A 15236-nucleotide genomic window follows, 5' to 3' on the forward strand; every position below is an offset into this window, starting at 1 on the left:
GAAAAATGGATATCTTTCAATGGCATGGATCACGAAGATGGGTGGGAAGTGGCTCCTGGCGAAACCCCGGTGTGGCCTCGTGTACAGAATACAAGGCGTGCTATTGAATACGCCATTCATGGGAAGCAAAAGGTTCCAGGCTCTGAGGCACTTTTACGAGTTGATCGTTTAAGATAATGAACATTAAGAATGGATTTAAAGCCATCAATTACTTTTTATGATTTCATCAAAAGAAGTTAAATGGATTTCCGATAAAATAAGAAGCTTTGAATTCCACTATTCAAGAACTTCAATTTTCTTTTTTAGCTGTGCATGTTTAACTCTTTCATGGACTAAGACAATCCCTTGTCTCCGCCCCGACGGCGTGCAGGGAGTTTTTCGTTCAGGCACGGATTTCCAAAATGGAAACATTTTGTTTACAAGTTAGAGAGCTTTCTTTTACAAGCCGGGCTTATAACTATAGATAACACCCGCTAGCGCCGGCGGAAGAAATGTGGATGGGGGAGGATGCCGGAATGAAAAGAATGTTTCTGCTGCTCGCGACCCTGCTGCTTCTTACGACGACCGCTGCCTGCGGTGGAGGGGGGCGGACGCAAGCCCCGGATTCCGGCGGCACTTCACGTGGAGAAAACAAGAACGGTAAAAAGACCGTGGTCGTTTCGATGCTTTTTCTTGATGAGGTGTTCAGGGAAGCGAAAAAGAAATTCGAGCAAAAGCATCCGGATGTCGAGATTCGGCTTACGTACGTTCAAACCAAAGACAACTGGAAAGAAGGCGATCGGGAGAAGTTCGTCAAATCGACGAACACCGAGATGCTGTCCGGCAAAGGTCCTGACGTACTCGTTTTGGACCCGCTGCCTATGGGGAAATATGCGAGCAATAACGTGCTTGCTAATCTGAGCGGGCTCATGGATCAAGATCCTTCTTTCCATAAAGACCTGTACTTCGGCAATATCCTGGACAATCTCTCCATAAACGGAGCCCTCTACGGAATGCCGATGCGTTTCGTACTGGAAGCCATGGTCGGGGATGAAGGGGCGGTCAAGAGGGCCGGGGTCCGCATAGACGATAACGTCTGGACCTGGAATGAATTTGCCGAGACAGCCAAGGCTATGAAAAAAAGCGGTTCTCCGGCAGCCTATACCGCAAGCCCGCCAAGGATGCTGAATGCGAGGGTCAAAGCCGATTATCCGGCCTTTGTGGATGAACCGAACCGGAAGACGAAATTCGATCAAGCTTCTTTTATCAAGCTGCTTAACGAGGTTAAGGCGTTATTCGACGGGAACGTGATGGCGGACAAGGCGGCAGACGCTTCCTTCAAAAGCATCTACATTCAAAATCCCGAGGAATTTTTCAGTTTTCCCCGGGCTTTGTACAAGCAGCCCAAGCTTTATCGGAGTCCGCTGGCCGTCGGGCAGAAGCCGGGGGGATTCTTTCTGCCTTATCAGACCCTCGGCATTAATGAGAATTCCGCTGTGAAAACGGAAGCCTGGGCGTTTATCAAATTTATGCTGTCCGATGACATACAGGATGTCAAAGGATTAGGCGGGTTTCCGCTGAACAAGGACGTTTACGGCAGGCAGCTGGATCAAGTGTTGAAGAACGGCAGAGTCAAGATCGAGGACGGTCCCGAGGAAGGCGGAACCGTGGACGTTAACCCTGCGGATATCGAGTACCAGAAGCAGCTGATTTCCGGGCTGAGCCACCCGATCCCTACGAATGCCTCCATGGTCGAGGATGCGCTGCTTATAGAGTCCAAAGCGTTTTTCGCCGGACAGAAGTCGGCGGAAGAAGCGGCCAAGGAGATCCAGGATCGTGTGAATGCGTATCTGAACGAATAACCGGTGAAACTGCCGGCCGGATCTTCCGCTTCATGACCTGAGCGGCCCTATTCCGTATTTTAATGATTCATTCGAGCTTCTGATGATAGCCTCTGCAGGATGAAGGAGCCTATAATGGCGCTAAGATACGGTTGTAAACGGGTCCGTCAGGATACTCCGACATTAGAAAAGGGGATTCGTAAGGTGTATACAATCTTACTGGTTGACGATGAATCAACGACGATTAAATTGATGCGTTATATGCTGGAGAATTCCAGGTTTCCGGTTCTGCGCATTTTGGAGGCTTCCGACGGGAAAGAGGCGCTCCGTATGATGCACGAGTACGGGGCCGATCTTGTCGTAACCGACATAAGCATGCCTTATATGACCGGCCTGGAGCTGTGCCGTCAGCTTTCCAGGGAGTTCCGGTACACGCCCGCCATCATCGTGTCCGAGCACGATAAATTCGAATACGTGAGAGAGGCGCTGGTCTGCGGAGTGAAAGATTACCTCTTGAAGCCGTTGTGCAAAGACCGCTTTCTGTCTTCCGTACGCAGGACGCTGGAGGAGCTGCCGGAAACGGTTCATACTATCGGCGAGACCTCGGACAGATGGAGAGGGCTTGCGGATACCTGGGTCGAAGCGGTGCTTCAGGAGAACCGCCCGGTCCAGGAGATGACGGGCCGCAAATGGCTGGCTTCACTGCAAGCGGCGCCCCCTTATCTGTGCCTGAAGTGGCACAGCGCCTTTCACCGCATCCTTCTGCAGAGCGCCGCAGCCAAGCTCGAAAGAGAGGTCGAGTGCTCGCTGCAGCCTTATCACGGACAAACCGGCGCCGAGCTGACGCAGTGGATCATAGCCGATTTCAAAGCTCTGCAGCATGCCGTGAAACTGGCGGCTTATACGGATAACCAGCGCATGATCTATAACGCGCAGAAATATATCCAGCAGCACTACAACAAGGAAATCACGCTGGAAGAACTGGCTTCGTCCGTGGGGTATTCCGCTCCTTATTTCAGCTATCTGTTCAAACTGAAAACCGGGATCTCTTACATGGCCTACCGTACCCAACTGCGGTTGAAACGGGCTCAAGAGCTGCTGCTTAAAAGCGACAAGCCGATGCCGCAGATTGCCAGCGAGGTCGGTTACAACGATGTAACGAGCCTGATCCGCGCTTTTAAAAAAGAGCTGGGCTACACGCCTTCGGATTACCGGAAAGGCGGCTTTGTTTAAACGGCGGAAGCGGGAGAAGCCGGAACTCAAATTTATGGAGTACATAACTGTTTTTAAATTAAAACGCTTAAACTTACTTGGAAACGCGTCTTGGAAAGGATTCATTCAGAGGAGATGACTAAACCGGGAGACCTCGTCCGATGCGGGGCTGCCGGGTCTCTTCATCCGGGAGAGCGGGCGGTGAACGGCAGGACAGGAATTGCAATATTCGGAGCAATGAGCTATATTGGACATGTGATTAGATTATCTAACTAAAAAAGAGCGGGATGAAGAGAGGTGAAGAAAATTGTGCTTTTATAGTTAGATAATCTAATTAAATATAGTTGAAAGTACGTGATCTCCATGAAAGAAAGGCAGCAGACAACAGACCGGCCGGACCGGTCACACTCTATCATGAGCGTACGCGGCATGCTCAAAGAGATGTTTGTACACACAAAGGCCCACTGGGGCCTGCTTTTGACCGGGGCGCTGGCCGTCCTGTTCATTTCGTTCTGTGAATTTATCATTCCGCAGCTGACAAAAACCGTTATCGACGACATTATTCCAGGCAAAAAGGTAGACGCCCTGCTGGAAACGGGCGGGCTGCTTGTTCTGACGGCTCTCGTGCTCGGACTCCTTCATTTTACTTCAAATTACGTTATGACCGTTGTCAGCCAGAAGGCCATTCTCGGGCTGCGCAATAAACTGTACACCCATACGCTAAGGCTGGATGTGAAGTTTTTTGACCGCAGCAGGACAGGGGATCTTATGGCGAGATTGACCGGAGACGTTAACCAGCTTCAGGAGCTGGTTTCAGCCGAGAGCCTATCCATTCTTGCCGATTTTGTCACTTTCGTCGCGATATGCGGCTATCTGTTTTATGTGGATTGGCAGCTGGCGCTTTTGACGGTTGTGACCCTGCCTTTTTTATTTATATCGTCCCGGTTTTTCAGCTTGCGGATCAAAAGCGCGTATAGACGGGTGCGTCAAATCTCCGCCGAGCTGAACAACTTCCTGCAGGATACCCTGTCCGGTATCCGCATGATCAAATCTTTCGCAAGCGAAGAAAACGAAGAAAAGCAGTTCGTGACACTGAGCGACCGGAACCGGATCGCAGCGGTTTCGGCATCGCGGCTTTCGGCGCTCTTTTCACCGTTGACCGATTGGCTCAATTATATAGGGATGACGCTTGTTCTTCTGTTCGGCGCCTGGCAGACGATGCAGGGTAACCTGACTGTGGGGGAAGTCGTCGCGTATCTCGCTTACCTGCGCCTGCTGCAGGCGCCTATCCGTTCCTTCAGCAGGCTGGTTACGAAAATCCAGCAATCGGCAGCGGCCTTCGAACGTATCCGGGATATTCTGGAGACGGTTCCGGAGGTCCGCGATCAGGAAGGCGCGATTGTGCTGCCGCCCGTTAAAGGCGAAATCGTTTTCTATGACGTTGATTTCGCTTATGACGAAGGGCAGCCTGTGCTCGAAAGCTTCTTTTTGAAGCTTCGCGGGAATGAGACGACGGCTCTGGTCGGTTCGTCGGGCTCCGGTAAATCCACCATTGCGGACCTGATCGCCCGTATGTACGACGTGCAGCGGGGAGATATCTACATCGACGGCTATCCGCTGAAGGCGGTCACACAGCAGTCTCTGCGAAACCAACTGGGAATCGTATCGCAGGAAGTCATTCTGCTGAACGGCACGATCCGCGAAAATATCGCGTACGGACAGCCTGCCGCATCGGGCGAACAAATCGAAGCGGCCGCAAGAGCCGCGAACGCGCACGAGTTTATAACCGCTTTGCCGCAAGGCTACGACACTCCGATAGGGGAAAGAGGCGTCAAACTGTCCGGCGGACAGAAACAGCGGCTGTCTATCGCCAGAGCCTTCCTGAAAGATCCCCGTCTGATCATCCTGGATGAAGCGACGGCAGCCCTGGATACGGAATCCGAGCAAAAAATCCAGCAGGCGCTGTCACGCCTTCTTCCCGGCCGGACTTGTCTGGTCATTGCCCACCGGCTATCCACGATTCAGAATGCCGATCAGATTGTCGTTCTGGAACATGGAGAAATTGTGGAATATGGAAAGCATGATGTTCTTCTTCGCCGAAACGGAAGGTATAAAGAACTGTACAGGATGCAGTTCCCTTGAAAATACCGGCGAAACCGCAGGATTCACACTTACAGGACCGCGATAACCGCGGTCTTTTTATTTTAATGATGTGGTGTGAGGAATGGCGTAAGACGAAAGATGGCGAGAGCTCAGACTGACGCAAGTTTTTACGAAGAAACGTGTCCGTCCGGCCTTAAAATCAACAAAAAACCCCCACGCCATGATCATTTGCGTGAGGGAGATGAAGGGAACGGGGGAACGGGGTTAGACTTTAGCCGCCCATATTTCAATTTCAATTTTGAGTTCGGGCAATCCTAATTCCGAGATATAGCCGACCGTCATGGCGGGATAATTGAGGCCGAATAATTCGGCCCATTTTTCATATAGAAAATCCCAATCTATTTTTTGGGTAGCCCATATATTGACTTTAATAATATGTTCGGATGATAACTCCTCAGCGTGCAAGACGGTTCGGATATTATCGAAAGTATTCCGGATTTGTTCGTTCATGCTATCGGGAATGTTACCGTGCGGATCCGCTCCGATTTGACCGGAAGTAACATACAGCTCTGAATTTCTTGGAATTTTAGTAATGTGAGTGTAGTTGCCTACGGGGCTGCACACGCCTGCCGGATTTTTTCTAGTTATTTTGGAGTTTTCCATTTTATATGACCTCGCATTCTATAAATGACCTGCCGTTTTCACTACTCACTTTTGGACAGACTTCACCCGTAAAAGTGAATTCTAGAAAAAAACAGCGGTAGAGTATCCGTAACCGACGGAAAGAAACCCCAAAGACTTTTTCTTCATGGATCGGATACCCCTTTCTTTATACATGCGAAGAGAACAATTTGAATAGATTGTAAACCAAATTCTATGGGGGTGTCAAAATTTATGACGATCAAAAATGTTTGAACGGTTGCAAGGAAGACCACCCTATGAATAAGGGCATACGCATTTACCATTTTTTATCATTGACTCCTTGGAAAGCTACCCTTTATGATGTGGTTAAGCTTTACTTAAACGTTTCAGTACTTAAACGATTCAGCACTCAAATGAAGGGGGAAACATCATGTCCAAACGCTTATTTTCCGCCGGAATTGCCGTTCTCTTGAGCGTGACCGGCTTAACCGGTTGCGGAAACGATCAGCCTTCGCCTTCCGCGCAGCCGCAGGAACAGGGCGGAGGAAATGCGCAGCAGAAGGAGCTCAAACCCGAAAGCGGTGCCAAACTCGTCGTATGGGAATCGAAGGGTCCCGAACTGGATTATTTAAAAACCGTCGCCGCAAGCTTCGAGAAGGAATACGGAGTTCCCGTAAAGGTGGAACCCGTCCCGGCCATCGATACCGTGAAAAAGCTGACCACCGACGGTCCGGCCGGAATCGGAGCCGACGTCTTCTCCGCGCCGCACGACCAGCTCGGCAATGCCGTCATGACCGGCCTTGTGCTGGAAAATGACGCTTTCGGCGAAGAGGACAAAAAGCAGCTGCTGCCTTCGGCTTTGGAAGGCGTCAGCTATTCCGGAGCCCTCTACGGATATCCGACGGCCATCGACACGTACGCGCTTTTTTACAATAAAAAAGCGATGCCCCAAGCTCCGAAAACATACGAGGAGATCGTAAAGTTCGCCGAAACCTATAACGATCCGGCGAACAAAAAGTTCGCCCTGATGTGGGACGTCGGACAGTTGTACCAGTCGTATTCGTTCCTTGCCGGCTACGGAGGTTATGTTTTCGGCGGCAAAGGCACCGATCCGAACGATATCGGGCTGAACAGCCCGCAAGCGGTCGAAGGAGCCAAGTATTTGCAATCGCTTAAAAAGATTCTGCCGCTGAATATCCACGATATCAACGACAATATCATCACAGGCTTTTTCCAGGAGGGAAAAACAGCCTCCGTCATTAACGGGTCTTGGCTTATTTCCAGCTTGTCCAAAGCCGACTTCGAGTTCGGCGTCGCTCCGCTGCCGCTGCTGCCAAACGGGGAGCATCCCGTAAGCTTCTCCGGCATCCGGGCCCTGTACGTCAATTCGTACACGAAGTACCCCGATGCGGCAAAGCTGTTCGCAAGCTATGCGACAAGCAAAGACCATCTGATCGAGCGGTTTAAAATGACGGCGCAGCTCCCTCCGAGGCAGGACGTCATGGCCGACCCGGTCCTTACCTCCGATCCTTACGCGCCCGCTTTCCTGGAGCAGGCGAAGCATTCGGTGCCGATGCCTTCGATTCCCGAGATGGGCAACGTCTGGGTGCCGGCCGGAACCGCTATTTCCTCGCTGTGGAACGAGAACCAGGACCCGGGCGCCGTTTTGACGAAGGCCGTGGAACAAATCAAAACCGCGATGAAAACAACGAAATAAGCGGAACATCAAAACCTAAGTTAGGCGGTCTGACGTATGCAAGTAAATCCAAACAATCGCCGGCACCGGATACGGGCCGCTGCGGGCTCGGCGGTACTCATCGGCCTGGGGCAGCTCTACAACAGGCAGATTGTCAAAGGGCTTCTGTTTCTCCTTTCGGCACAGCTGTTTATCTGGAGCTACTGCCCGCTGGCCCTGCGGGGAATCGCCGGACTGATCAGCCTGGGTGACGTGCCGACCAAAGTGGTCCGGGGCAAAGTCATACCCGGCGACCATTCCATCTTTCTGATGATCAACGGAGTGATGACCTGCGTAATCGTGCTGTTGTTCATCGGGTTCTACGCCCTGAACATTGCGGACGCATGGAAGAACGGAGAGCTTCGGGATAAAGGCAAGCCCGTTCCCGGATTTCGGGCGTCGGTGAAGCAGGCGAAGTTCAAGCATTTCCCGTACCTGCTTCTGCTGCCCGCGTTCGTGTTTGTCCTTTTCGTAACGGTGATCCCGCTCGTGTTTAACGTGATGATCGCGTTTACGAACTATTCGGCGCCCGGCCATATTCCGGACCGTTCGCTGGTCGATTGGACCGGACTCCGGACCTTTTACGACCTGTTCGCCCAGAAAGCTTGGCGGTCGACCTTCCTTGGCATTTCGCTGTGGAATATCGTCTGGGCGGCGGCTTCTACGATTACGGTCTTTTTTAGCGGACTCCTTCTGGCGATGATGATCAATCACCCGCGTATCCGCTTCAAAAAGTTCTGGAGAACCGCTTTTATGCTTCCCTGGGCCGTACCGCAATTCATTTCGATTCTGGTGTTCCGCGTGCTGCTCAACGGCTCGTTCGGTCCCGTCAACGGGTTTCTGGCCAGCCTCGGCTTGCCGCCGGTATCCTGGCTGTCCGATCCGACGATGGCCAAAGCGTCGATTCTGCTCGTGAATCTGTGGTTCTCGACTCCTTTTCTGATGGCGCTGATGGCGGGGATCTTGACGACGATGCCGCGCGATCTGTACGAAGCGGCGGATGTGGACGGGGCTACCGCGGCGCAGAAATTTTTCGGCATTACGCTGCCGCTTGTGAAGCTCGCCACGGCACCGATTTTTATTATGCAGTTCGCGTTTAACTTCAATAACTTCAATCTGATTTATTTGCTGACGGACGGGAAGCCGAACAATCCCGATTATTATTACGCCGGAAGTACGGATATCCTGATTTCGTGGATTTTCAAAATGACGCTGAATCAGAGCCAGTTCAATATGGCCTCGGCCGTCTCCATCATTATGTTTGTGTTCATTGCCCTGTTCTCCTTATGGAATTACAGACGGATGAAGGCACTTTGAGAAGAGGAATGGGTCTGCATGAGGAAATTTAAAGACAATCTGACCGTTACGGGGATCTATCTCGTTTTTATCGCGCTGCTTGTCGCAACGGTTTACCCGATCCTGTGGGTGATCGGCACTTCGTTGAATCCGGGGCAGAGTCTCCTGGTCAGCCGGATGATCCCGGATCATCCCACTTTCGCCCACTATGCCGAATTGATCAAGCAGACGGACTTTGTGCTGTGGTACCGCAATACGGTCAAGATCGCCCTGGTGAACGCCGTCGTTTCGACAACGCTTGTGGCCGCGACGGCCTATGCCTTCTCCCGGTTCCGGTTCAAGGGACGGCAGCAGGGATTGATGACCTTGCTTATCCTGCAAATGTTTCCGGGCTTCTTATCGGTCATGGCCCTATTTGTTCTGCTGCTTCAGACGAAGCTGCTGGACACGCACATGGGCTTGATTCTCATTTATGCGGGAGGCTCCGTTTCGATGGGAACCTGGGTGATGAAGGGGCATTTCGATACGATTCCGAAGAGCCTGGAGGAGGCGGTATTCATAGACGGGGGGAGCCACGCCGACGCGTTTTTTAAAATCATTTTCCCCCTGTCGCTGCCGGCGGTTACTTTCGTGGCCCTGAACAGTTTCATCACGCCGTTTATGGATTTTATTTTGCCGCAAATCGTACTGAGGTCTTCGGAAAAAATGACGCTGGCCCAAGGCTTGTACAGCATGGTAGCCACTGAGACGAATTCGAGCTTTACGCTGTTCGCCGCCGGAGCCGTGCTTGTGGCTCTTCCGATTACGTGCCTGTACATGTATTTCCAGAAGTATCTGATCCACGGAATTACGGCAGGGGCGGACAAAGGATAGAGAATAGAGCGGAATACTAGGAGAAAAAGGAGCAGACCATGTTACTGGAAGCGATTGACCACCGGTCGGGGCAGGCTTACTGCTATGCCTACGACGAGCGTACCGTGCATATCCGGCTGCGCACGAAAAAAGACGATGTTGACGCCGTGCACGCGCTGCACGGAGACAAATACGATTGGGAGCGGACAGCTCTTGAAACAAGGCTGTACAAAACGGGCAGCGACCAGTTGTTCGACTACTGGCAAGGAGAGCTTGTCCCGCCGCATTACAGATTGAGATACGCTTTTAAACTGACTTCGGGAGAAGAGGTCGTATGGTTGACGGAGAAAGGGTTCGGCACGGAAAAATCGCAGGATCCGCTCACTTTTTTCGATTATCCGTTTTTGTGGCCGCAAGAGGTGCTGAAGCCGCCTGCTTGGGTGAAGGAAGCCGTCTTCTACCAGATCTTCCCCGACCGATTCGCGAACGGAGATCCGGCCAACGATCCCCCGGGCGTCCGCCCTTGGAGCGACTCCGATCCGGGGCCGTACGATTTTTACGGCGGAGACCTGCAGGGAGTGTACGACCGCATCGACTATTTGACTTCGCTCGGCGTAAACGCGATCTATTTTACACCGCTGTTCGAAGCGGCGACGAACCATAAGTACGATACGGCCGATTACAGGAAAGTCGATCCGGCTTTCGGGGATACGGCGCTGCTGAAAAAGCTGGTTGCCGCGTTCCACGAAAGAGGCATCCGCGTGATCCTCGATGCGGTGTTCAATCACAGCGGAGAAGGATTCGCCCCGTTCCGGGATGTGCGGGAGAAGGGTCAGGAGTCTCCTTACCGGGACTGGTTCCACATCAAGGAATATCCGCTGCGGACGGAACCGAGACCGTCTTATCACTGCTTCGCGTTCGAGTCCCACATGCCAAAGCTCAATACGGCCAATCCCGAGGTCAGAAACTATCTGCTTGACGTGGCGGAGTATTGGGTGCGGGAGTGCGATATCGACGGCTGGAGGCTGGACGTGGCCAACGAAGTCGATCACGAGTTCTGGCGGGAATTCCGCAAGAAGCTGAAAGCGCTGAAGCCCGATTTCTACATCCTGGGCGAAATCTGGCACGATGCGATGCCGTGGCTTCAGGGGGACCAGTTCGACGCGGTCATGAACTATCCCGCCACCGACGCCATTCTCGACTATTTCGCCAAGGGCGAAATCGATGCCCGTGAGCTTGGCAGCCGGATAAACCGCTTGCTCGCTTCCTATCCGCAGCAGGTGAACGAGGCGGCCTTCAACATCCTGGGCAGCCACGACACCCCGCGGCTTCTGACCCGGATACCGGACGAGGCGAAAGCGAAGCTGGCGGTTCTGCTCCAGTTCACGCTCCCCGGAACTCCCTGCATTTATTACGGGGACGAAATCGGAATGCAGGGCGGGCCCGACCCCGATTGCCGGAAGCCGATGCAGTGGGATACGGACCGGCAAAATCACGGCCTCCTCGCGTTTTACCGCCTGCTGATCGAGCTGCGGCGGACACGCCGCGCTTTGAGTGAAGGCACTTTCCGGTTTGTTTACGCGGAGAAGGATCAGCTTATCGTGCTGAGAAAGAACGCGGAGGAGGAGCTTTACATCTGCGTGAACAACAGCAGCCGGGAGGCGTCCTGCCGCGTTTTCGAGCCGGAGCCGGGCTCTTCCGCGGCGGATGCGCAAAGCGGGCCTCTGCCTGGCCGGGAGAGAGGCAGCCGCATCCGGCCGGAAGCCGAAGTGATTCTCGGCCAGGGGTCGTTTGTCCGGACCGAGAACGGCCTTTCGGCAGCGCTGCCGCCGTTCGGCTGGCTGGTCGCATCGGTGCCCCTGGGGCGGTTTGACACCGGACAAGGGGATATGCTTTAATCAACCTAAACGTTTAAGTAGGAGCGATTAGGATGAAGAAAGCAACCATCAAAGATATAGCCAAAGCGGCGGGCGTCTCCATTGCCACCGTTTCGTATATTTTGAACGATGTGAAGACCCAGTCCATCTCGGACGAAACGCGCGTCAAGGTGATGAAAGCCGCCCGGCAGCTTAAATACGTGGCGAACCGGACCGCGCAATCGTTAAAAATCAAAAAAACGGGCCTGATCGGCATTTTGCTGTTTCAGGAGCACGAAGACCAGTACTGGTCCGATTTTAAATATGCCAAAACAGTAAGCAAAATCGAACAGATTTGCGGACAACTCGGATACCATATCATTTTTATGCAGGTCCGAAGCCAGCTTTCGGATTACAAAATGATCATGGAGCGGAATTTGGACGGCGTTTTCCTTCTTAATGCGGATCAGGAACGGTTCGGCACGATCTCGAATTATTTCGGTTTCGGTATACCCGTTTTTGTCATCGACAGTTATATCGACGATTCGCTGTTTCACAAAATCATTCCGGATTTCGCGCAAAGCTTCCGGGCTTGCGAGGCTGCACTTGGCGGCCGGCCGGAGTTTCTGGTCACGGATGCTTACAACAACGCGAAGCTTGCCGGTTTCATTCGGGAACAGTCCGGCTTGGAGGATGAACGGATTTGCGCGTATGACAGTCCGGAACAGCTGAACGATTTTCTGGCGCGTTTTGAAGGGAAGCCGGGGATTGTGATCAACGAATTTCTGGCGCTTGAAGTGCTGAAAAAAACGACCCGCATTGCCGCCGTATGCACGTGCCATTGTCCGCAGGTCCTCCCCGGTACGGTAGGGAGGATTACGTTCGATTTGAATGACTATCAGGAAATAGTTCATAAAATGGATCGTTACATTCAAGATGCGGACTATGTAGATCCTGAAAAATTTTACTACTTGTCCGGCACTCCGTAACGATCCGTTTCAAAGGAGAGTTCACGGTGAGTTCATCGCGGTTAATTGAAATCAATCCTTTTTATTCTCATACCTTGAAAAACGAGCGGACGATTTATGTGTATTTGCCGCCAAGCTATCACTCGGACGACCGGAAAAGGTATCCCGTCCTGTATATGCAGGACGGCCAGCATGTTTTTTTCAAAGACCGGAAGGGCGAGTCCTGGGATGTTCATCTCACCGTCGACGAGCTGACTGCGCAGGGCAGGATGAGAGAAATCATCGTCGTCGCCGTTTCGCATGTGGAAGACGCCCGCATCGCCGAATATATGCACGCCAATCCGGACGGCCACAACATTTTTAACACCACGAATCAAGGCGAATTATACGAAACGTTTCTCGTCCGTGAAGTGAAGCCGTTCATCGATTCCACCTACCGGACCTTGACGGAGAAAGAGCATACCGCTCTGATGGGTTCGTCCGCCGGAGGACTTGTATCTTACAACATCGGCTTCCGGCAGCCGGAAACGTTCGGCATGATCGGAGCGTTGTGCCCTTTCTTCGTAAGCGTAGATCCGGCCACGATGGAAGACCGGTGGCTGAGCTGCGTCTATACGGATAAAAAACCGCTGAAAATATGGATGGATGTCGGGGACGCGGAAGGCTTCACGGTTATGGAGAAGCATGTGAGACAAGTCGCGGATACGCTGATGGACGCGGGCTACAAGCCGGGCGGCGATTTCATGTACTATTTCGCCGTCGGCTCGGGCCATTCGCAGAAAGACTGGGCGGCCAGGGTCCATGCGCCTCTTCTGTATTTTTTCGGCGAAATCGGAACTCCTGTACGCATAGATCTTCACGGCCCGGAAAGAATCGGTCTGCAGGGTCCGTCCTGCGCGCTTAATCCTGTCGTTCATTATGACAGCGGCTTTATGATGACCGATCTGGACGCGGACTATGAAGTAACGGACCCGGGTATCGTCGAGGTGACGGCGGAAGGCAGGCTCCTTCCTAAGCGGGAAGGAAGCGTCACCGTCCGCTACAACGGGCAGGGGCTGACGGCGAGTCTGGACTTGACCGTGGTTCCGCATCTTTCCGATACGGTCAGCGTTACGATGTTCGTCGAAGTGCCGGTCTGCACGCCGAAGACGGATACGCTCTATGCGGGTATCGAATTGCCGATGATCGGAGAGAGGCTCTACGGAGGCACGTTCCAAGTGCCGCGGGGGATTTCCTTCGAGTTCCGCATTTCGCGCGGCCTCGGCAAGCACGAAACGTACGCAAGCGGAAAGGAAATACCTTACCGCAAATTTACGGCCCGCGAGGGGCTGGAGCTGTCTTACCAAGTGGAACACTGGGTAGACGTTCCGCCAGTAACGGAAGCAAAGGAGGCGGCAAACGGATGAAGAGTCTGTCGAGTTTGTTGAAAATCGAACAGTTTTATTCGGCCTTTCTGAACAACCGCCGCGATCTGTTCGTTTATCTTCCGCCCGGTTACAGCGAAGAGAGCGGCAGGCGTTATCCGGTATTGTACGTACATGACGGACAAAATATTTTTCATCCTGCCTTCAACGGCTATTCGTGGAACCTTCATGAAACGGTGGACCGGCTCGTTCAAAACGGCCTGATGGAAGAAATCATCGTGGTCGGCATCGCGAATATGGGCATGCAGCGGTCGGATGAATTCACTCACGAGCTGGAAGGCGTCGATTATTTGCGCGACAAAGTGGAAATCCGGCCGAAAGGGCAGCTTTACGAACAGTTCATCACCGATGAATTGATGCCGTATATCGATTCGCTGTTCCGCACGAAAAAAGGGCCGGAGCACACGGCTATGATGGGATCGTCCCGGGGAGGCCAAGTGACCTACCACATCGGTATGCGCCGGCCGGACCTGTTCGGGAAGCTGGCCATCCTGTCGCCCTATTTTTACTGCGTCGATCCCGTAACTCTGGAGGAAGCGCGTCAGTATCATACCTGGACGGACAAAGTCCCGTTATCCCGGATCTGGATCGATTTGGGAAACTGCGAGGGGACGCTGATTCTGGAAAAGCATGTGCGGGAAGCGACGGAAAGCCTTCTGCGGCTGGGCTATAAACCGGATGACGAGCTCGTTTATTACCTGGACCCGACTTGCACTCATTCGGAAAAGGACTGGGCCGCGAGAGTGGCGTCTCCGCTTCTGCATATGTTCGGGAAAAAAGGAACTCCTGCCAAGCTCAGCCTGGAGGGAGAAGGAATCGCAGGTATCCGGGGGCCGGGAATGCGTCTGAATCCGATCGCGGAATTTGACAGCGGGTTTAAAATGTCGCTGCTAAGGGCGGATTACGCGGCCGAAGACGGGACGATTCTGGAGGTGCGTGAAGACGGCACCCTGGTGCCCGGGCGTGAAGGGAAGACCGCCGTTAAGGTGAGTTACGGCGGCCTGTCCGCTACACGGCCGATCCGTGTCGCCGGAGAGCTCAAGGAGCATGTCACGCTTGAGCTGCTTGTGCACGTGCCTGCGGATACGCCGGAAACCGCGGCCTTGTACACCTGGATTCCGCTTCACAGAGAAGCGGACGAACCCGCCGTATATTCCGCACGTCTCGCCGTTCCCCTTTTTGCGGCTTTTGAGTACCGGATCAGCCGGGGGGACGGAGCCGTGGAAGCGGATCAGGCCGGACAGGCGGTTACGCGCTTTTACAAGGCAGAAGCTGACGGCCGGCTGGAACTAACGGTACACAGTTGGAAGAGTCCTCGGTAAGGGAAG

The 15236-nt window shown here is 53.1% G+C and carries 11 protein-coding genes; 10 read left to right on the plus strand and 1 reads right to left on the minus strand.

All coding sequences use genetic code 11. The annotated features are described in order from the left end of the window. Window positions 1–515: 515 nt before the first annotated feature. From ABH899_RS14545 to ABH899_RS14555, 3 genes are all read left to right on the plus strand, one after another. The gene (locus ABH899_RS14545; RefSeq protein ID WP_369997345.1) at window positions 516–1841 is read left to right on the plus strand and encodes an ABC transporter substrate-binding protein; all 1326 of its coding nucleotides are present in this window, start codon (window positions 516–518) and stop codon (window positions 1839–1841) included. Between the two features lie 183 nt (window positions 1842–2024). Beyond that, on the plus strand, window positions 2025–3053 hold the full coding sequence (locus ABH899_RS14550; protein WP_369997347.1) for a response regulator transcription factor: 1029 nt from the start codon (window positions 2025–2027) through the stop codon (window positions 3051–3053). A 408-nt stretch (window positions 3054–3461) separates the two neighbouring features. Beyond that, window positions 3462–5174 carry an ABC transporter ATP-binding protein gene (locus ABH899_RS14555; RefSeq protein WP_369997349.1) on the plus strand — a complete coding sequence of 571 codons (1713 nt, stop codon included), beginning with the start codon at window positions 3462–3464 and terminating at the stop codon, window positions 5172–5174. 225 nt (window positions 5175–5399) lie between these two features. On the opposite strand, the gene ABH899_RS14560 is transcribed toward ABH899_RS14555, so the two are convergent. Beyond that, window positions 5400–5798 carry a RidA family protein gene (locus ABH899_RS14560; protein ID WP_369997352.1) on the minus strand — a complete coding sequence of 133 codons (399 nt, stop codon included), beginning with the start codon at window positions 5796–5798 and terminating at the stop codon, window positions 5400–5402. Between the two features lie 409 nt (window positions 5799–6207). Here ABH899_RS14560 and ABH899_RS14565 point away from each other — a divergent pair, with 409 nt between their 5' ends. From ABH899_RS14565 to ABH899_RS14595, 7 genes are read left to right on the plus strand one after another with little or no spacing between them, the layout of a single operon-like run. Beyond that, window positions 6208–7494 carry a sugar ABC transporter substrate-binding protein gene (locus tag ABH899_RS14565; RefSeq protein ID WP_369997355.1) on the plus strand — a complete coding sequence of 429 codons (1287 nt, stop codon included), beginning with the start codon at window positions 6208–6210 and terminating at the stop codon, window positions 7492–7494. A gap of 36 nt (window positions 7495–7530) precedes the next feature. Then, a complete protein-coding gene (locus tag ABH899_RS14570; RefSeq protein ID WP_369997357.1) occupies window positions 7531–8829 on the plus strand; it encodes a carbohydrate ABC transporter permease in 1299 nt (432 codons plus the stop codon). 18 nt (window positions 8830–8847) lie between these two features. Then, complete coding sequence (locus ABH899_RS14575; protein ID WP_218228805.1) at window positions 8848–9681, plus strand: sugar ABC transporter permease; 834 nt, start codon at window positions 8848–8850, stop codon at window positions 9679–9681. Window positions 9682–9719: 38 nt separating this feature from the next. Continuing rightward, a complete protein-coding gene (locus tag ABH899_RS14580; RefSeq protein WP_369997361.1) occupies window positions 9720–11558 on the plus strand; it encodes a glycoside hydrolase family 13 protein in 1839 nt (612 codons plus the stop codon). Between the two features lie 32 nt (window positions 11559–11590). Then, window positions 11591–12505 carry a LacI family DNA-binding transcriptional regulator gene (locus ABH899_RS14585; protein WP_369997364.1) on the plus strand — a complete coding sequence of 305 codons (915 nt, stop codon included), beginning with the start codon at window positions 11591–11593 and terminating at the stop codon, window positions 12503–12505. A gap of 26 nt (window positions 12506–12531) precedes the next feature. Beyond that, on the plus strand, window positions 12532–13890 hold the full coding sequence (locus ABH899_RS14590) for an alpha/beta hydrolase (protein ID WP_369997367.1): 1359 nt from the start codon (window positions 12532–12534) through the stop codon (window positions 13888–13890). Then, the gene (locus ABH899_RS14595) at window positions 13887–15230 is read left to right on the plus strand and encodes an alpha/beta hydrolase (RefSeq protein WP_369997370.1); all 1344 of its coding nucleotides are present in this window, start codon (window positions 13887–13889) and stop codon (window positions 15228–15230) included. Before ABH899_RS14590 ends, ABH899_RS14595 begins: the two co-directional genes overlap by 4 nt. Window positions 15231–15236 lie beyond the last annotated feature (6 nt).

Source organism: Paenibacillus sp. RC84 (genome assembly GCF_041260495.1).
In the GTDB taxonomy this organism is placed as follows: Bacteria; Bacillota; Bacilli; order Paenibacillales; family NBRC-103111; genus Paenibacillus_F.